The sequence below is a fragment of the Yersinia canariae genome, assembly GCF_009831415.1.
GTDB lineage: Bacteria > Pseudomonadota > Gammaproteobacteria > Enterobacterales > Enterobacteriaceae > Yersinia > Yersinia canariae.
The window spans coordinates 3,081,330-3,100,904 of sequence record NZ_CP043727.1; the positions used below are offsets into that span (position 1 = coordinate 3,081,330).

Consider the following 19,575-nt stretch of genomic DNA (forward strand, 5'->3'; position numbering starts at 1 on the left):
TATTCATCTTATTCAGAACAAATAAATGCGTTAGTTCATCTCATCTTCGATGCTTTTTACTGATATTCCTAACCGTTGCATACGAGATAACAACGTCGTGCGTTTTAGCCCTAACTTAATGGCAGCCCCTTTCGGCCCGGCGACCACACCATTGGTTTCTCGTAATACTCGAATAATCTGCGCACGTTCTGATTCTGAAAACTCCGGCTCGTCACTCTCAGGTAATAAAGGTTTGTGAACAACCCTTTCCGACGCCGGTTTAGCCATCTCTAGTGGTGATAAATGATATTCCAGTTCTTGTAACTGTAAATTCAGCGTAGTGCCACGACTGAGTATCACCGCACGTTCAATCACATTTTCCAACTCACGAATATTACCCGGCCAGGGTAAACGGCTGAGCAAACGCAATGTCTCCCCCGGAATGGTATCAATAGTGCGGTTCATGCGTTTGGCTATTTTCTGAGTAAAGAATTTCACCAATAAAGGGATATCTTCCGGGCGTTCACGCAAAGGCGGGATTACAATAGGGAATACATTAAGCCGATAATACAGATCACTACGATATTCCCGATTCACCATCATTAACTTTAAATCACGGTTAGTTGCGGCAATCAACCGGACATCAACCGGAATAATTTTACTGCCCCCCAATCGCTCTATTTCGCGCTCTTGTAATACCCGTAGGAGTTTCGGTTGTAGCTCGAGAGGAATATCACCGACCTCATCGAGAAATAACGTGCCACCATCCGCCATTTCAAATCGGCCAATACGTTGTGACGCCGCGCCGGTATATGCCCCCTTTTCATGACCAAATAGATCACTTTCCATTAGACCGGAAGGAATGGCTGCACAGTTCATTTTCACCATGCGTTTATTCTTGCGGGTACTTAAATTATGAATAGCGCGAGCAATTAATTCTTTACCTGTGCCAGTTTCTCCGAGGATCAATACCGTACAATCACTGGAGGCCACCATTTCAACCTGCTCCAACACCGCTTGGATAGCTGCACTGTGGCCGATAATTTCGCCAAACTCTTCATTATGAATAATCTGGTCAGTTAAATAGAGATTTTCATTGACCAACGAATCTTTCAAGCGAGTAATTTCATTATAAGCAAGAGCATTGTCGACGGCGATGGCGATACGAGCAGCTATCTGCCGTAACAGTTTAAGGTTGCTGTCAGTGAAAATATCACTCTGACATTGTGCTAATTTTAATACGCCCAGCATCTTATGGCCGAAAAATAGTGGCAATAGGCAAACCACCTGTAAACCAGCATCCAGCATATTTGCCAGTTGCTTATCATCTGGTGCCAAAAGAGCAATATCCGCCAGATTAACTAGCAATAATTCCCGGCTGTGTAAAACTTGCCCGGCTAATGTGCCAGTCATATCGACCCAAGCTTGCTGATATTGCACTGCTTTACCAGACTGATAGCGAGTAGAAAAAACATTCAGTTTGTTTTTGTCATTGTGGGTGCCACATATTGCTAAACTAATGTAATCAATATTGAAAAAACGGTGTATCTCTTTGGAGACCTCCGCCGCCAATACATCTAACTCTAGTTTAGAAATAACTGTATTGGTGACATCAACTAATATACGGAAATGATCTCGTTCAAAACGCAACCGCTCGCGCTCGGAAAATGCCCGATTTATTTCAGTAATATTGTCTACCGCGATGGCCACAATTTCTGCCAATAATCCTAGAAAGGTAATAGCTTGTTCATCAAACTCGCTATTATCTGTTTTAATAAACTCAACACAACCCGACCAGTGATTATCATGGCCAAGCGGAAAATGGCAGCCGGAGTGTAACGCCTGATAAGGCGGCAAATCGCAAACCGCAGAAAACTCCCTTTGCATACGGAAATTATCAGTTTGCAAAGGCGTCTGTTGCTGCCATGCCAGCCCGCCAGGCCCCTCGGCAAATAAGATATTTTGCGCTCCCACGACTGAGTCTGACACATCATCATGGCTATAGAGGGTCATTTGGTTATACAAGGGATTAAGCAATAATAAATTGACCCGTTGAAAGCGGACTACAGAAAAGGAAAGCTTCCTGAGTTCATTAACTAAATCGGTTATATCCCGTAGTAATAATAACTTTTTCGATGCCGTGAACAATGTGTCTTGCCAGACTTGAGCCAATGTGGGACGGGGTAGTTTTTTTGCGCTATCCATATATACCCAAAGTAATTAAGCCCAAAAATGGATGATAACTACTTTAAGGTATTGAAATGAAAAAATATATATTAACCCGCGATAAGCTTGATCTGGATTAACAAACTATTTTGCCACATTCACCTGTGAAGACTTATTATTGAAATCACGTCTCATTTACATTAAAAATAACAATAAAACATAGAGTTACATATCGCCACATCTTTTATTTGATGTTCACTATTAGTGCATCGATGTATAAATATATATATAGCGACATAATTATATATTCACTGAAAATTGTGAATAAAATACCTAATCTAGCTCATTACTCCACTAGCACACCGTCAAGATACCACCGATTTCATGGTATGAAAAATGCATAAAATCCTTGTCACTAAAATAAATATTTAATTTTTATCTTACCCTTTTCCTTAACATAAAAATAAGCAACAAGGAGTTATCAATGAGCATTGAAAATCCCTTTGATCTGCGACTTCCGGTTGATATGGCAAAGCTTGCAGAACAAGTTGGTATATATAAAGCCACTAAAAATCCGGCCACAACTTTTTATTTAGCGATGACCGCCGGTGTGTTTATCTCCATTGCATTTGTCTTCTATATAACCGCAACTACTGGCACCGCAGGTGTGGCATACGGTCTGGCGAAATTAGTCGGCGGTTTATGTTTCTCCCTCGGATTGATTCTGGTCATTATTTGCGGCGCTGATTTGTTCACCTCCACGGTATTGATTGTGGTAGCCAAAGCCAGTGGCAAGATCAGTTGGAAACAATTAATTGCCAACTGGATCAATGTTTATTTTGGTAATTTGATTGGGGCATTATTCTTTGTTGCCCTGATTTGGTTTGCCGGTCAGCATACTGCGGCAAATGGTTTATGGGGCCTGAATGTACTGCAAACAGCCGAGCACAAATTGCATCATACCTTTGTAGAGGCGGTGTGTTTGGGGATTCTGGCTAACTTGATGGTGTGCCTGGCAGTATGGATGAGTTATTCCGGCCATACCTTAACGGATAAAATTGTAGTCATGCTACTCCCTATCGGTATGTTTGTTGCCAGTGGTTTTGAGCACAGTATTGCTAATATGTTTTTGATCCCCTTAGCTATTGTAATTCGTGATTTTGCCTCACCCGAATTCTGGCACGCTATTAATGCTACTCCAGAACAATTTACTTCGCTGACGATGTCCAATTTTATTATCGATAATCTAATCCCTGTTACAATCGGTAATATTATTGGTGGCGGATTATTGGTAGGGCTGACTTATTGGATTATTTATCTACGTAATCCGGCTCATTGAGTCTATTGCGTCGGAAATTATGATGTCTCTCGACAATTTTGACGAAAAAAATGACAATTAAAAAAGCCAGCCGAGTTTCACTCTGGCTGGCCTTCTTTTAAAGCTATTAACCGATTATTTTTTCTTAGCGTATTTCAATGAATCCAGTGCTACCGCAAAGATAATGATCGCGCCTTTAATAATGTACTGCCAGTACGGGTTCACACCGATATAAGTTAGCCCGTAGTTAATCACGGTAAAGATAATGACACCGGTCACAACACCGATAACGGTACCAACACCACCACTGAAGGACACGCCCCCGACCACGCAGGCGGCAATCGCATCTAACTCATACATGAAGCCCAAGTTATTAGTCGCGCTACCGATACGGCCAGCTTCTAACATCCCACCGAATGCATAGAACACACCAGATAGGGCATAAATCATGATTAAGTTTAGCGGCACATTCACACCAGAAACTTTTGCGGCTTCTGGGTTACCCCCGATGGCGAAGATATTCTTACCAAAGCGTGTTTTATTCCACAGTACCCAAACAAAACCAATAGCAATCAAGGCGTAGAATGTAATATAGGACAGTTTGAAATCACCAAACCGCAAGAACCCTTGTGCAAAAGTTGAGAATGCGGGGTCAAAACCAGCAATCGGTGATGCGCCGACAAAGTCGTAATACAGAGAGTTAATCCCGTAAACAATAATCATCGTACCCAATGTGGTAATAAATGGCGTCACATTTAGATAAGCAATAATAATACCGTTGACTAAACCAATAATCGCACCAATTAAGCACACGGTTAAGATAACAATTGGGATAGGTACAGTATGCAAATCTGGGAAAACTTTATTAACGTTATCCATAGCTTGCAGCATTGTTGCCGCAACCACCGCAGCTAACCCCACCTGGCGGCCAGCTGACAAGTCAGTCCCTTGAGTCACAATCAGCCCCGCCACACCGAGCGCGATAATAATACGCACCGAAGATTGGGTCAGAATGTTACTTAAGTTCATCAAGCTTAAAAATGTCGGGTCCTTAACAATAATTATTGCCAGCAATACGAATAATACGACGTAAATCCCGCTCTCTTTAAGGTAAGTGAGCATACTTTTCTTATTTAACGCATTCATAATAAGAACCTTCGACTAGATTAGAGATGCAAGGATGCAAGGCGTAATATTTCATTTTGCGTGGTTTGTTTGGTTTCAACAATTCCCGCAACCTGACCATTACTCATTACTAAAATTCTGTCAGTGATCCCTAATAGCTCAGGCATTTCAGAGGAAATAATAATAATTCCTTTGTCTTTCTTCGCTAGTTCAGTCATTAACTGATAGATTTCAAACTTAGCACCGACATCAATCCCCCGAGTCGGTTCATCCAACATTAATATTTCTGGCTGAGTTAATAGCCAACGGCCAATAATGACTTTCTGCTGATTACCACCTGACAATGAGCCAATACTGGTGCGATGTCCGGGAGTTTTTACCCGCATGGCGTCGATAACCCATTGGGTATCACTCTTCATACGCGTATTATCCAGCAGCCCAAATTTGTTTTTATAGTTACGAATATTAGAAATCAGGGAATTAAAACCCACATCGAGATAAGCATAAATCCCGGTTGAGCGGCGCTCTTCAGTGACTAATGCAAAGCCGTGGTTAATAGCTTCATTGGCGCTATGGTTATTAATACTCTTGCCATGCAACTTAATCGTGCCAGCCACTTTTTCGCGGATACCAAATAACGTTTCAACAATATCAGTTCGTTTGGCCCCGACTAATCCGGCAATTCCTAGAATCTCACCTTTATGCAGATCAAAGGAGATATCACGGATTGAAGGTTGGCGCAGTGAGGTCAGATTCTTCACTTCCAGAATAACTTCACCCGGCTTATTGAGGCGGTCAGGGAATCGTTGACTTAAAGAGCGCCCGACCATCATGGAGATTATCTGATCCATGGTCAGCCCTTCCAGTGGTTGGGTTGTAATCCACTGACCATCACGCAAAATAGTGATTTCATCACACAGTTGGAATATCTCTTCCATCTTATGAGAGATATAAACAATTCCGCAGCCCCGCTCTTTCAATTTGCGGATAATCGTAAATAGATGATTAACTTCTTTTTCAGTTAATGAAGAAGTGGGTTCATCCATAATCACAATTTTGGCATTGTAAGAGAACGCTTTGGCAATCTCGATCATTTGCATTTGGGATACCGATAAAGTGGCAACTTTATCTCGTGGATCAATATCAATATCCAATTCATCGAAGATTGCTTTGGTGTCTTTGTACATTTTATCTTGATCGACAAAGAAACCTTTAGTCGGGTAACGCCCCAACCACATGTTATCCATTACGGTGCGTTGCAATACTAGGTTTAATTCCTGATGCACCATAGAGACACCATGCTCTAATGCTTCTTTAGAGCTTTTAAATTCTATTTCTTGCCCCTGGAAGATAATACTCCCGGAGTCTTTTTTATAGATACCAAACAGACATTTTAATAGCGTTGACTTACCTGCTCCATTTTCTCCCATTAAGGCATGGATAGAATTTGGCCGCACTTTAAGATTTACGTTATCTAACGCCTTTACACCCGGAAATGATTTATTAATATTACTCATTTCCAGCAACCACTCGCGGGGTTGTGCTGTATTAATATCGGCCATAGTTGTACCTGGCTAAGAATCGCTACTGATCTACTGGATATATATCGCAACCGCACCAGCCGTTCAGCGCATATTCAAAATAAGGATCAATGCAAAAAACCTTCCGCCCCGGCGCTGGCGACCCAATAACGGGGCCAGAAGGTTAATAATAACGTCTTTACCCAAAGTAATTAAAGCTACTGTGGGTATAACCCATCACGACTACTGGCTATTATTTAGTAAATTCAGCCAGGTTATCTTTATCAACACCTACATACGGAATACGGACGATTTTGTTGTCGATTTTCCATTTAGTCCCTTCAGCGGCAGGTTTGCCATCGGCCAGGTTTTTCGCCAGATCGAAGGTCGCTTTTGCCTGATTATTCGCATCATTCAGCACAGTACCGGCCATTTGGCCAGATTTCACCAGAGCTAATGCTTCAGGTAAGGCATCAACACCAAAGACTGGAATGCTGGTTTTGTTATGCGCTTTCAATGCTTCTACTGCGCCCATGGCCATCGCATCGTTGTTAGCGATAACCACTTCAATTTTGTTGGCGTTAGGGCCGGATAACCAGGCATCCATCTTATCTTTAGCCTGTGCGGTATCCCACATTGCGGTATCTAACTGCAATTGCTGAGTTGGAATGCCTTTCTCGTTAAGGGTCTTGATGACATAAGTGGTACGGGCTTCTGCATCTGGGTGGCCCGGCTCGCCTTTCAACAGCACAAATTGAATTTTGCCATCTTTGTTCAGATCCCAATTTGGATTGGCTTTCCAATGTTTAGCAATCAACTCACCCTGGATAACACCAGATTCTTTGGAGTCAGTACCGACATAATAAGCTTTGTCATAGCTATCAAGCGCTTTGCGTGAAGGTTCTTTGTTATAGAACACAATTGGAACATCATTTGCGCGGGCTTTATCAATAACCACTGGCGCTGCAGCAGGGTCAACCAAGTTGATTGCCAATGCTTTTACGCCTTTAGCCAGCAACACGTCAATTTGATCGTTTTGCTTGGATTGGTCATTCTGAGAATCATTCATCAGTAAGGTAACGTCAGGAGATGATTTTGCATCTTTCTCGATAGCTTTACGGACCACGGACATAAAGTTGTCATCATATTTATAAATAGTGACACCAATACGGGTATCAGCTTGAGCCGCCGCGCCGAACATCATGCTGGCAACCAGAGTCGCTAATGTGAAAACCTTCTTATTCATTTATATCTCCGGGTTTATGTAGGGTAGTACAGGGTGATAACACCATCGCCTTAACGTGAGAAAGACCCATCGTTCAAAGCAGCTGACACTGAATATCTTTCGTCCTTGAGCGCACTCCACTCCGAAAAGCTGCCTGAGTCGTCAAAAACCATGTCATTTACAAACTTCTCGTTTGCGGAACTCGTGTTTGTAAATCGCTATTCTAAAACCCGCTACCGTGTGTTTTTTTATCCGGTAACTGATGACATATTGATACATTCAGGTAGAAAACAACTAGAGCATAGACGGGCCGTTGTTAAGAATCTGTGAATTTTCTCACAGATTGAAAACGGTTACACAAGAATAAATACGTAACTAGTGAGCGACACCACAAATTGCGACAGAATGCCGTGGCACTAGTGTGGGATTAAAACAATAAGAGGCATGAGGGTCTGGCGCACGGCTAGCACCTTCAAGAGCCAGCTCCGTGGCTAAAGTTGCCATAGAAACAATAGGATAGCGAACTGTGGTCAATTTAGGACTGGTATAGCGTGCAATCGGGATGTCATCAAAGCCCACCAGCGAAAATTGTTCTGGAACACTGATACCGTTTTCTTTTAATACCGCCAGCGCTCCGGCAGCCATTGAGTCGTTATAGGCAAACACTGCACTGAGCTGTAAATTACGCCCCAGCAAGTCAATCATCGCCCGCTCACCTCCGGCTAGGTCCGGGGTACCATAGGCGCGCCATGTATCAGGGACAGTAATACCGGCCCCTTCAAGCGCGTTGAGGTAGCCAGTTTGGCGCTGCATAACATCATCAATAGGGTGATTGGAACCGAGAAAACCGATGCGCTGGTGACCTTGTTTGAGCAGCAAGCGACACGCCATTTGCGCACCGCTAACATTGTCTAATCCTACACAACGGTGCTCAAACTTGGGAATTATCCTATTAATCAAAACCATACCGGGGACTTGTTCTAAAAAGGAGATTAATTCACTGTCACTCAATGCCTTAGCATGAACAACTAACGCATTACATCGTTGGCGAAGTAACACCTCAATGGCATGCCGCTCCTTATCCGCCTGATGATAACTATTGCCAATTAACAGATATTTTTGATGCCGCTGGGCAACAGTGTCTACCGCTTTCACCAATGCACCAAAAAAGGGATCTGACACATCCATCACGACCACACCGACCGTATCACTGCTTTGGGTTGCCAGCGCCTGCGCATTGGCATTTGGCCGGTAGCCTAATTCAGATACCGCTTTCAGCACGGCGGCCCGTGTTTCAGGGCGGATAGAAGCACTGTTATTAAGGACTCGGGATACCGTAGCCAGCGAAACACCTGCCCGTGAGGCCACATCGCGAATAGTAATACTGTTTCCAACTAAGTGCACAGCGGCCATGACTTCATCCTGTGAATCTTATTTTATCAATAAGTCGCCATGCATACGTTGAGTTCAACCTGTCATGGCAGGTGGCCTATCCTAACCAGTTTGTTGAAATTGCCACGTGAAATACGTCACAAGAAAGAAAACGTTTACATACAAATTTGCAACCGCTCAATCCTTCTCCGGTTATTGACGTATTCAAGACTTAGTGTTGCGTGGTTGTAACGATTGGCCGCAAGCATAGGCAGTCAACTTGCGCCAGAGCCATTCGGCTGGCCCTTGGGGAAAATAATGCAGCCATAACAAAGAGAAAAGGATACAACATAGCCAAACAAATGGAACGACGGCTAATAATTGCAAGCGATCCAGTTGTTGATATAGGCCGAGGTGATAGAAGATAAAAGTGCATATCAATGTCTGTAATAAATAATTGCTGAGTGCCATGCGGCCGACTTGAGAAAGCCAATGGCTGACTCGCCAACCCGATAATGTCGGCCAGAAACCATACAATAATGCTAAATACCCGATAGCCTGTAACGGCGCACCTAACTCACGGGGAACTTGCAGTAAAAAACCGCTCCACCGGAAATCCCATCCGACCATCCATTGCAATGCCACTCCCGGTATTTGGATAACCAATGAAAGCGGTATCAAAAAAGCCGCTAATAGGCGGTAATGGCGCAAGCTGAATTCGCCCCGCAGCCAACCACAGCGCATCAATCCGGCACCAAATAGCATCGAACCTGCCAATTCCCAGCCATATTGTGCGCCTATAGCAATCAAATTGGATGACAGCAGATCAAGCCGATTTTTCCAAGCCTCCACCCCGCCCTGCAATTTCCAGAATTGCTCATATTGTAGATCTGCCGGCCCCGGTTGCCAGAAGCGGCCCGGTTCTCCGCTGGTGATAAAACCCAGCAGCAATAATACCGCCACGCCGAGTAAATAGAGTACCGCCCCAGTGCGCAATAAGCTGGCGGCATTTTTAGCATCACGAATCATTCTCCAGCACACCAACCCAATCAAACCATAGGCCAGGAGAATATCGCCATCCCAGAAAAAAATGCCGTGAATCAATCCCAATAACAGTAAGAGAGAAAGCCGTGCTCGTATCCAACTTTTACCGCGTTTTAGGAGTAGCTCAAGGCCCGCACCAAATAAAATGGCAAAAATAGAGAGGAACTTTGCTTGCGCGATAATATCCAGAATGGCCCATGTCCAGCTATCAGACACAGAGGGAAGACCAAGATAAGCGGGATTAAGATAAGCAGCCTTTGGTAGACCAAAAGCACTAATATTGAGCAGAAGAATGCCAAGAATGGCCAGACCTCGCGCGCTGTCTAACGTTGCGATGCGTTGACGCATACCCGACATCCTGTATTAGGGGCACCCATTGGTGCCCACTGGCAAAAGGCTAATTCGCCGTTGTGACGTTAGCTATTATGACGAACAGCACGCAGGAATTCCTGGCGAGTATTCTGGCTGGATTTGAATAACCCGCCCAATGATGTGGTGGTGGTCGCACTGGTCGCATCGCGGATACCGCGAGCTTTGACACAATAATGCACTGCGTCGATAGAAACAGCGACATTATTTGTTCCTAATAAGGTCTGCAACGCCAGCAAAATTTGCTGCGTCAGGCGCTCTTGAACTTGTGGGCGCTGAGCGAAAAACTGCACGATACGGTTGATTTTGGATAAACCAATCACGCTATCTTTCGGAATATACGCCACTATCGCTTTGCCATCAATCGTCACAAAATGATGCTCGCAAGTGCTGGTTAGGGTGATATCTCGCACCGTAACCATTTCATCAACCTTCATTTTATTTTCGATCAGTGTAATTTTGGGGAAATTTTCGTAATCCAGTCCGGAGAAAATCTCATCAACATACATCTTGGCAATACGTCTTGGTGTATCGGCCAGGCTGTCGTCAGATAAATCAAGATTCAACAATTGCATGACTTGCGTCATATGCTCCTGAATCCGGGTTTTGCGGGTTTCAGCATCAAATTCTTGTTTGCGCAATGGGGTTTCAAGGCCACGGGCCAGCAGTGCTTCATGAACCAGCTCAGCTTCTTTACTCAGCGATGACATTCTTTTCTCCAACAGGCGTACGTATCTGAGCGGAATAAACATGATGCAGATCACGTTCAGATTTTGCTCCCCACTTTAGTTGAGAGCAAAATGATTATCCAGTGATTGTTCTTTATATCCGATGATTGTTATTCATCTGCTGTTGTTCTTTTTATCATGATGAAATAGTGGCCTCTGGATTGGCGGCAATTTCGCGTGCTCTGGCGGGCGTTTTAATCACTAAAGCACCGGCAATAATCAGCGCCACCACGGCGACATAGAGCGCGGGTTCCAGCCGGTGGGTCAATGCAGTAGAAATCGCGGATAATATTGGCCCAACCAACTGACCAATAGCATAGCCGGTGGTCAGCAAGCCAGCCATATAGCGGGTATGTTCAGGTGCCAACTCGCGGCCATGTTGCAAAGAAAGCTGGACAACACTGAGGAACCCGCCGCCCGTCAATAACGCGCCTAATGCCAACCCCGTCACCCCTGGCACCAGTTCGGCACACAGCACTCCCAGGGCCTGAACCCATAGCGTTAATGCCAGCCGCGTTTGTGACGTCAGACAATGACGCGTCAAAATACCGAGGGTAATACCTATCACCGCCGCACCACCGAAAACGGGCCAGACAAACTGGGCGAACAAGCTATCCGGGAAGCGAGCGGTTGCCATCTGCGATAAGAAAGTCGCAGGTAAAATATAACCAAATCCCGCTAAGCTGTAGCTCCACACTAGCCGTTTCAGTGCCGGTGTTAAGGTCAGTGGCATCGCGACAATATGTGGGCGATGCAACTCGCCACTGCGCGGTAAATTAATACTAATGGAGGCAATAATAATCAACGCCAATGTGCCATATACCAGCCAGGCCTCACTAGCCGATAACCCATAGCTATGGATGAGAACTGCTAACATACCGCTGATGAATATACCGGCTCCCGGCCCGGCAAAAACAGCCGCACTCAGCGCGGGGCGGCCAAAATGAGCCAGCCGCTCATTCGTCCAGGCCGCAACCAACACCATCGACCAACCACTGGCCCAGCCGATAGCAAAACGTACCACGCCATGCCACCACGGCCCATCAACGACAGCAGATAGCAATGTTAGCGCTACAGCCCCCCAGACTCCCAACCATAAACGGCGTTCTACATGGCGGCTGGCCCGCATAGCATCAAACGCGCCAAACAGATATCCCAGATAATTAAACGCCGCAACGAGCCCAGCCCCGGTCAAAGTGAATTGATGCTCTGCAATCATAAGGGGCACTTGGGGGGTGAAAGCAAAGCGGCCAATCCCCATCGCCACCACTAATGCCAGAAAACCACTCAATGCAATTCTTAATGCCATCTACCCTGCCCGTTTATTGCTGTCAGTCTGTTAAAAGAAAGTTGCGAATATCATGCCAGAGCATTAGAATCACGAAAAATGAATAATAATCACCAAGTTCATCACGAAAAGAGAACAGTATGGATCTGACTCAACTGCGCATGTTTTGTTGCGTCGCAGAAACTGGCTCTGTCGCCCGAGCAGCGGAGCAGATGCACCGCGTTCCGTCAAATTTGACAACACGCCTACGCCAGCTTGAAATTGAGTTAGGCGCAGACCTGTTTATTCGTGAAAAACAGCGCTTACGCCTGTCACCCATGGGCCACAATTTCCTCTGCTATGCCAACCGCATTCTGGCGCTGAGCGAAGAGGCGATGAGCATTACTCATGCAGGTGAGCCCGCAGGCAATTTTCCACTCGGTTCGATGGAAAGCACGGCGGCGACTCGTCTGCCCAACCTGCTTGCGGCCTTCCACCAGCGCTATCCCAAAGTCTCTTTATCACTGAACACAGGGACATCTGGTGAAATTATTGAGCAAGTGCGTGCCGGGACACTGGCAACCGCACTGGTCGATGGCCCGGTACAACATGATGAACTGCACGGCTGCCTCTCGTTCGAAGAACAGCTCGTGATCATTTCCTGTTTGGATCACCCGGCTATTGTGCAAGCCCGTGATGCTGTGGATGAAACTCTGTTTGCCTTTCGCCCCAGTTGTTCATACCGACTGCGGCTTGAAAATTGGTTCCGCCAGGCGGGCTGCTTGCCCGGGCAAGTCATGGAAATCCAGTCCTACCACGCCATGCTAGCTTGTGTCGCTAGTGGTGCTGGCTTGGCGCTTATCCCGCATTCGGTATTGGCTCTGTTGCCCGGTCACGAGCGGGTACAAGTCCATCACCTGCCACCAGATATTGCCGAGACTGCAACCTGGCTCATTTGGCGTAAAGATGCCTTTAGCCCTAATGTTCGCGCGCTCAAAGAACTGATCATTGAACAGATTGAAACTCAGTAATTGGGCGGGCAGAACCGCTGTTTACGGTCATAATTCATACAATAACGGCCTATCGTCAGCATAAAAGATTGCATGCAACATATATGATACATAAACAATATATTTATATAACACTCATCACGCAGAAGCTATAGGAGCAACACCATGGAGATGATTAAAACCCGCGCCGCAGTCGCATGGGGCCCGAATCAGCCGCTATCCGTTGAAGAAGTTGATTTAATGCCACCACAAAAAGGCGAAGTGCTGGTGCGCATTGTCGCCAGCGGGGTATGCCACACTGACGCCTACACGCTATCGGGCAAAGATCCTGAAGGGGTTTTCCCGGCGATTCTGGGTCACGAAGGCGGTGGGATTGTAGAGGCTATTGGTGAAGGCGTTACCAGTGTTGCTGTGGGCGACCATGTGATTCCCCTGTACACACCAGAATGTGGCGAATGTAAATTCTGCCGCTCTGGGAAGACCAATCTGTGTCAGGCAATTCGCAGCACACAAGGTAAAGGCTTGATGCCCGATGGCACGACTCGCTTTTCTAAAAATGGCCAGCCTATTTTCCATTACATGGGCACTTCAACCTTCTCTGAGCTGACTGTCGTACCCGAAATATCATTGGCAAAAATCAATAAAGAAGCGCCATTAGAAGAAGTTTGCTTACTTGGTTGTGGCGTCACCACCGGCATGGGGGCGGTTATCAATACGGCTAAGGTAAAACCAGGTGACACCGTAGCTATCTTCGGATTGGGTGGCATTGGCTTGTCTGCGGTCATCGGGGCACAAATGGCGGGTGCGAGCCGGATTATCGGGATCGATCTGAATACCAGCAAATTCGAGCTGGCCCGCAAACTCGGCGCGACCGACCTGATCAACCCGAAAGATTATGATAAACCTATTCAGGATGTGATTGTTGAGTTGACCGACGGCGGCGTAGATTTCTCATTTGAATGTATTGGTAACGTCAATGTTATGCGGTCAGCTTTAGAGTGCTGCCATAAAGGTTGGGGCGAATCCGTGATTATTGGTGTCGCCGGCGCCGGTGAAGAGATCTCAACACGACCATTCCAACTGGTAACTGGCCGAGTCTGGCGTGGTTCTGCATTTGGTGGTGTAAAAGGCCGCTCAGAATTACCGGGCATTGTGCAGCAATATCTGGATGGAAAATTTGCCTTGAATGATTTCATTACTCATACCATGGGGTTGGACCAAATCAATGAAGCCTTTGATTTGATGCATGAAGGCAAGTCTATCCGTACCGTGATTCATTTTGATAATCCGTCACAAAACCATTCTTCCCCCAATAAGTAAAGCAAGGAGGCAGACAAAACATGAATACGTCACTTGAACTTCTCGAAGAGCACCGGATGTTTGGTGGATGGCAGCAGCGCTATCGCCACGCCAGCAGCAGCCTGAATTGCAATATGACCTTCAGCATCTATCTGCCCCCCCCACGGGATGATAACCCGCCGCCGGTGCTTTATTGGCTATCGGGCCTGACCTGTAATGATGAAAATTTCACATTGAAAGCGGGCGCGCAGCGGGTTGCTGCTGAGCTAGGGTTGGTTCTGGTGATGCCCGATACCAGCCCACGTGGTGCTGAGGTTCCTAATGATGACGGTTATGATTTAGGCCAAGGGGCGGGATTCTACCTGAATGCAACACAGGCCCCCTGGTCTGAACATTTTCATATGTACGATTACATCAGCCAGGAATTGCCAGCGCTTATCCGCCAGCACTTTAGTGTCAATGCCCTGCAATCAATCTGTGGTCACTCAATGGGGGGCCATGGTGCGTTGATGTTGGCTTTACGAAATCCGCAGCAATATCAATCCGCTTCGGCTTTTGCACCCATAGTCAATCCATGTCAGGTGCCGTGGGGCCGCAAAGCCTTTAGCGCATATTTGGGCGAGGATGAAAGTCAATGGCTTCAATATGATAGCTGCCATTTACTGACACATGCGCGAACTCAACTACCCATGTTGGTGGATCAAGGGGATGGGGATCAATTCCTTGCCGACCAATTACAACCGGCAAAATTAGCCGAGCTGGCACGCCAGCGCGACTGGCCACTGACTCTTCGTATTCAGCCGGGTTATGATCATAGCTATTTCACCATAGCGACATTTATTGAAGATCACTTGCGCTTCCACGCGGAATATTTACACCCGTAACAGGTATAGCTAAAGTTTTCATTAATAATAACCTTAAGCCCCTCCGGGGGCTTTTTATTTCATAGCGAACATAGGGCTTTGGACCTGTTACACAAATAACCCATAAACAGTTAGTTTAATAATTAATAAATTAGATCTTATAAATAATATGATGAAAAAAAACATTGATAAAACAGGATAAAAGAATTACAAGTAAATGGCTTAGTACTGTTCAATACTAAGTAGCATCAAAAAGGAAATCATTTAAATGGAGAATTATATGGACATTTCACATCAGCCAGACAGAAAAACAAAAAATACCCATTTAATGGCATTGAAAACCAAGTTAGCATCGTTGGAAAAATCTTTTAAAAACAACACACTCGCTATAAGTGACGATGAAATTGAAAACCTAATAAATACTAATACCGATAATAAAATAACTGCATGGAATTGGTCAAAAAGCTTTACACAATAGTAAGTTAACTAATGATGTTTTATAACAACAGAATTAAGGTGCTTTTATTAGCATCTTAATTCTGGGAATTACCATAACTTAATACATTGTGAAATTAATTTAAAAGTAAAAGACATTACTATTAATTATAAATCAAACCATTACTCTATTTTATTATAAACGGTGAAATATCCATGTTAACCAGTGAGTTTATCAATGATCTGAAACTAAGTCCTATATCAAGCCTGTTAGCAATAGTAATAACAGCAATCGGCTTAGTATCATTATTTTTTATGTTACTCATTTATTTAACAGACTCACAGATTGAAAAACATCATGAGAACCATAAAGATATTTATCGAGTAGAGACATTATTTAATCTGCCAAACGGGGATAAGGTAAAATCAGCGCAGACTCCCTTGCCACTTATTTCAGCATTAAAAAATGATAGCAGTATTAAGCATATTGATTTTATAGTCCGTATTTTTACCCGATTACAAATCAACGATAAGACGCATTTAAATGTTGATATCTATGCCGTCAGCAATGATTTTTTAAACACATTGAATCCCTTTCAAGAAAATGTCTCATCGCTGGCACAGAATGAAATTATTATCACGCCTGAATTTAACCGGAAATATCTCCATCTAGATAGTCCCAAGGGTAAAATTATTACATTAGGAGATAAAGGCCAATTTATTATTAAAGATGTTATTGAACTTAACCACTCTAGCCGTTTTAAAACTACCGCCGTTATAGCATTCACACCTGAAATACTGGATGGCTACCATGATAAACGACATGATTGGTATGATACACATGCATATACTTTTATTACTATGAAATCAGGGATAAAACCTACACCAGAGCAACTGAATAAATTTGTTACTCAATTTTCCCCCCAACTCACCGGCGCCCCTTTTAGCCCCGAGGAGTTTATTCAGTTATCTGCCCGTAATATTGCTGATATTCATTACGATACTGCATTACCAGATGATATAACCACAGTAGTTTCATCTGCCTATTTGAACATTTTATACACCTCAGGATTGTTTGTTTTTTTTGCTACGTCGATGAATTTCTTTAATATTAACAATGTAATAAATGCGAAGAAAAAGAATAGCTTTTATATAAAAAAAGCAGTCGGTGCATCCCATCGTCAACTAATTATAGAATCCTTCTTTGTCGCTACACTACAAACTGCATGCGTACTCTTACTCGCCACTTTTATTTTGATGTCACTCGTCCAATGTTCTGATGACGCCAGAGAGCTTATATTATCTCATGGAAGAAGTGATTTTTTAACTGCATTATCTATGACAACATCGCTAACTTATGCAGCTATTTTACTCGCCCATTACCTTTTTTTGTTTACTCTTACTTTGCCAAAAAATATCTATAGTAGCATAGCTGCGCAATCTTCTCACTCACACTATATGAGTCGTATTATTTTTTGCATACAAATTATCATTGCCAGCATTATTATATATTTATGGGCTGGAGTAATAACACAAATTAATTTCATTAAAAATCACAGTTTTGGTTATGACAAAGAAAATGTAATAACATTTTCATTAAGTGATGAGTTAAACTCAAGTGTTGCAATAAATAATTTACAGGATGAGTTAAGAAACAAAATTGGTGTTAATAATATAGCTATAAGCAGTTGGCGGCCATTTGACATGTCGCGTAGTAATATTTCCATATTCCATAACAATCAGCAAGAAAACGATAAATTAGTTACAGTCAACATACTTAAAGTAGACAAGAATTTCATTAACACTTGGGGAATAAAAACACTGGCTGGTAGTAAAAATCCATTGTTACCCAGTGATAATAATAAAATCCTTCATGCTATCGTTACAAAATCTTTTATGGTACTAATGGGGCTTAAATCCTATGAGGATATGCTGAGCACTCTATTTTATATTAATGAAGATGATTCACAAACATCAGTTAGAGTTCTAAAAGTAATAGATGACTTTTATCTTTCAGACAGGGAGAACCCACCACGCCCTTTGCTTATTTTAATTCAAAAAAGCGGCCCTCAACGCTATGGAGCTATCAAACTTAGAAATATTAATGACATGGAAAAACTAGAGAAAACACTAAGCCGATATCATGTCAACAGTGAACAAATAATATCAGCCAACAACTTGCATAAAGAATATTTCAACAGTAACGTACTACTGCACAAAACGATCAATGCTGCGACATTTTTTTCGGTGATATTAATATTAATAAGCACAATAATAATTGGAAGCACTGAAACAAAACGTCTAGAAAAAACATTAAAAATAATGGACTCTATTGGCGGCTCAACCTATACACATATAGTATTTTTTATACAACAAAATATCGTACCAATACTCATTGCAACAATAATATCACTCCCAGCAAGTTTTTTATTATTGCATAAATGGCTGGCACAATACAGTTTGGCAAAGCAATTATCTTATGCCTATGCCACAGGTTCATTAATCATTTCCACTTTAAGTATAATTATCGTGATGGTAATAACGTTTATTTTAAATAGTCACATAGTAAACACCAGGAAATATAAATAACATATGGATATAAAAATAGAAAATAAAATCAATACAAGTAAAATGGTTAAATTAATCATTTTATTTATATTGTTTATTATAACTTCTTGCATTTACTATATTTATTATTTATCTACAATGCAGCACACTTTGCTCATGTCACGAGAGGAAGCTGTTTTTCATACTATTCAGTTGGAAATGTATCAAGACTCACTAATTACTCGTGCCATTGCAGTGCCAAGAGAAAGCATAATTGTATCGACTGAACGAGGAGGTAAAGTCACGGAGGTCGTAAAGCAGGCTTTCGATACTGTTGTAAAAGGTGATGTCATTGCTCGTTTATCTAACTATGATTTTATGCTGGAAGCAACATCTAGAATGGCGAGTATTACTGAGCAAATAAATAACCTTCGCAATATGCGAATACAGTTAGAACAAGATAATCGAGATACAAAACTTAACTTACAAGAGGCTAAATATCAAATAGCTATTATTTCAAAAGATTTAGCCAGATATAAAATACTCGATAGAAAATCGATGATTGCAAAATCCGAGCTGGAATATAAAGTCAGTATGTTAAGCAACTGGAAAATTAAAAGTAGAATTCTGAGAGAGCATGATAATAAAAACAAAAGGTTATTCCCTTCGCAATTTAAAAACATAGATAACTCTATTCTATTACTGGAGCAAATGACGGAGGTAATTAAACGTGGCATGGAACAATTAGTCATAGCTGCCCCAATTGATGGAACTTTATCTGTCCTTGATATTGAATTAGGTCAGCAAATAAAGCCTGGGGAAAAAATTGCGATAATAGACAATTTGCAATCATATTATTTTAATGTTTATTTCAGTGAGTACTATTTTGATAAAATAAAACCACAAAGCCACATTACTTCAGCAGTAAACGGCCAAAACATGCCATTACTGATTGAGTCAGTATCAACTATCGTAGAAAATGGTAAATTCAAAGCAAAGCTAATTCCACTAAAAGAAAGCGCTACTCAATTTAAAAGAGGACAATCCATTGAAATAAAAATCCCATTACAAGAAGAGAATAATCATGTGCTATTAGTACCTACTGACAGTATCATTTCAGACAATAATGGAAATTATTTTATCTATATTTATCAATCAGATAATAATCATGCGGTTAAATCTAAAGTCGAGATTAAACGTCGGGGCTCTACAAATACTGAAATAATAACAGGAGCAAAACCTGGTCAAGTTATCGTTATTCCTCCGGAAGGAAACCGTAATGAACACGATATCATTGGATTTAAATAAT

At 43.0% G+C, this 19,575-nt stretch carries 15 protein-coding genes; 7 read left to right on the forward strand and 8 right to left on the reverse strand.

From position 1 onward, the window contains the following. Positions 1–30: 30 nt before the first annotated feature. Positions 31–2,184, reverse strand: a complete 2,154-nt coding sequence (gene flhA / locus F0T03_RS14215; RefSeq protein ID WP_159679048.1) for a formate hydrogenlyase transcriptional activator FlhA — start codon at positions 2,182–2,184, stop codon at positions 31–33. A 445-nt stretch (positions 2,185–2,629) separates the two neighbouring features. On the opposite strand from flhA, the gene focA reads away from it, so the two are divergent. Then, the gene (focA, locus tag F0T03_RS14220) at positions 2,630–3,484 is read left to right on the forward strand and encodes a formate transporter FocA (protein WP_145556440.1); all 855 of its coding nucleotides are present in this window, start codon (positions 2,630–2,632) and stop codon (positions 3,482–3,484) included. Positions 3,485–3,598: 114 nt separating this feature from the next. Here the strand turns inward: focA and mglC are convergent, their stop codons facing one another. The 7 genes from mglC to F0T03_RS14255 form a co-directional block, all read right to left on the reverse strand. Continuing rightward, positions 3,599–4,609, reverse strand: a complete 1,011-nt coding sequence (mglC, locus tag F0T03_RS14225) for a galactose/methyl galactoside ABC transporter permease MglC (RefSeq protein WP_005187595.1) — start codon at positions 4,607–4,609, stop codon at positions 3,599–3,601. Between the two features lie 20 nt (positions 4,610–4,629). After that, complete coding sequence (gene mglA / locus F0T03_RS14230; RefSeq protein ID WP_145556439.1) at positions 4,630–6,150, reverse strand: galactose/methyl galactoside ABC transporter ATP-binding protein MglA; 1,521 nt, start codon at positions 6,148–6,150, stop codon at positions 4,630–4,632. Positions 6,151–6,361: 211 nt separating this feature from the next. Beyond that, complete coding sequence (gene mglB, locus F0T03_RS14235) at positions 6,362–7,354, reverse strand: galactose/glucose ABC transporter substrate-binding protein MglB (RefSeq protein WP_011816741.1); 993 nt, start codon at positions 7,352–7,354, stop codon at positions 6,362–6,364. Between the two features lie 354 nt (positions 7,355–7,708). Next, on the reverse strand, positions 7,709–8,746 hold the full coding sequence (gene galS / locus F0T03_RS14240) for an HTH-type transcriptional regulator GalS (RefSeq protein ID WP_159679050.1): 1,038 nt from the start codon (positions 8,744–8,746) through the stop codon (positions 7,709–7,711). Between the two features lie 183 nt (positions 8,747–8,929). Then, a complete protein-coding gene (gene yeiB, locus F0T03_RS14245) occupies positions 8,930–10,096 on the reverse strand; it encodes a DUF418 domain-containing protein YeiB (RefSeq protein ID WP_145556437.1) in 1,167 nt (388 codons plus the stop codon). 68 nt (positions 10,097–10,164) lie between these two features. After that, positions 10,165–10,827: a GTP cyclohydrolase I FolE gene (folE, locus tag F0T03_RS14250; protein ID WP_145556436.1), complete on the reverse strand. Its 663-nt coding sequence runs from the start codon at positions 10,825–10,827 to the stop codon at positions 10,165–10,167. A 154-nt stretch (positions 10,828–10,981) separates the two neighbouring features. After that, the gene (locus F0T03_RS14255) at positions 10,982–12,154 is read right to left on the reverse strand and encodes a YbfB/YjiJ family MFS transporter (RefSeq protein ID WP_145556435.1); all 1,173 of its coding nucleotides are present in this window, start codon (positions 12,152–12,154) and stop codon (positions 10,982–10,984) included. Between the two features lie 119 nt (positions 12,155–12,273). Here F0T03_RS14255 and ptrR point away from each other — a divergent pair, with 119 nt between their 5' ends. From ptrR to darC, 6 genes are all read left to right on the forward strand, one after another. Then, positions 12,274–13,143 (forward strand): putrescine utilization regulator PtrR, encoded by an 870-nt coding sequence (ptrR, locus tag F0T03_RS14260; protein ID WP_159679052.1) that lies wholly within the window; start codon positions 12,274–12,276, stop codon positions 13,141–13,143. A gap of 144 nt (positions 13,144–13,287) precedes the next feature. Then, a complete protein-coding gene (locus F0T03_RS14265; protein WP_162526955.1) occupies positions 13,288–14,442 on the forward strand; it encodes an S-(hydroxymethyl)glutathione dehydrogenase/class III alcohol dehydrogenase in 1,155 nt (384 codons plus the stop codon). 20 nt (positions 14,443–14,462) lie between these two features. Then, entirely contained in the window at positions 14,463–15,305 is an 843-nt protein-coding gene (gene fghA, locus F0T03_RS14270; RefSeq protein ID WP_159679054.1) for an S-formylglutathione hydrolase, read from the forward strand. 259 nt (positions 15,306–15,564) lie between these two features. Continuing rightward, complete coding sequence (gene darA, locus F0T03_RS14275) at positions 15,565–15,762, forward strand: darobactin family peptide antibiotic (protein ID WP_159679056.1); 198 nt, start codon at positions 15,565–15,567, stop codon at positions 15,760–15,762. A gap of 173 nt (positions 15,763–15,935) precedes the next feature. Continuing rightward, entirely contained in the window at positions 15,936–18,308 is a 2,373-nt protein-coding gene (darB, locus tag F0T03_RS14280) for a darobactin export ABC transporter permease subunit (RefSeq protein WP_159679058.1), read from the forward strand. 3 nt (positions 18,309–18,311) lie between these two features. Beyond that, a complete protein-coding gene (darC, locus tag F0T03_RS14285; RefSeq protein WP_159679060.1) occupies positions 18,312–19,574 on the forward strand; it encodes a darobactin export ABC transporter periplasmic adaptor subunit in 1,263 nt (420 codons plus the stop codon). Position 19,575 lies beyond the last annotated feature (1 nt).

Coding starts and splice junctions, on each gene's coding strand:
- flhA (WP_159679048.1), bottom strand. CDS start 2,184: ATGGATAGCGCAAAAAAACTACCCCGTCCCACATTGGCTCAAGTCTGG.
- focA (WP_145556440.1), top strand. CDS start 2,630: ATGAGCATTGAAAATCCCTTTGATCTGCGACTTCCGGTTGATATGGCA.
- mglC (WP_005187595.1), bottom strand. CDS start 4,609: ATGAATGCGTTAAATAAGAAAAGTATGCTCACTTACCTTAAAGAGAGC.
- mglA (WP_145556439.1), bottom strand. CDS start 6,150: ATGGCCGATATTAATACAGCACAACCCCGCGAGTGGTTGCTGGAAATG.
- mglB (WP_011816741.1), bottom strand. CDS start 7,354: ATGAATAAGAAGGTTTTCACATTAGCGACTCTGGTTGCCAGCATGATG.
- galS (WP_159679050.1), bottom strand. CDS start 8,746: ATGGCCGCTGTGCACTTAGTTGGAAACAGTATTACTATTCGCGATGTG.
- yeiB (WP_145556437.1), bottom strand. CDS start 10,096: ATGCGTCAACGCATCGCAACGTTAGACAGCGCGCGAGGTCTGGCCATT.
- folE (WP_145556436.1), bottom strand. CDS start 10,827: ATGTCATCGCTGAGTAAAGAAGCTGAGCTGGTTCATGAAGCACTGCTG.
- F0T03_RS14255 (WP_145556435.1), bottom strand. CDS start 12,154: ATGGCATTAAGAATTGCATTGAGTGGTTTTCTGGCATTAGTGGTGGCG.
- ptrR (WP_159679052.1), top strand. CDS start 12,274: ATGGATCTGACTCAACTGCGCATGTTTTGTTGCGTCGCAGAAACTGGC.
- F0T03_RS14265 (WP_162526955.1), top strand. CDS start 13,288: ATGGAGATGATTAAAACCCGCGCCGCAGTCGCATGGGGCCCGAATCAG.
- fghA (WP_159679054.1), top strand. CDS start 14,463: ATGAATACGTCACTTGAACTTCTCGAAGAGCACCGGATGTTTGGTGGA.
- darA (WP_159679056.1), top strand. CDS start 15,565: ATGGACATTTCACATCAGCCAGACAGAAAAACAAAAAATACCCATTTA.
- darB (WP_159679058.1), top strand. CDS start 15,936: ATGTTAACCAGTGAGTTTATCAATGATCTGAAACTAAGTCCTATATCA.
- darC (WP_159679060.1), top strand. CDS start 18,312: ATGGATATAAAAATAGAAAATAAAATCAATACAAGTAAAATGGTTAAA.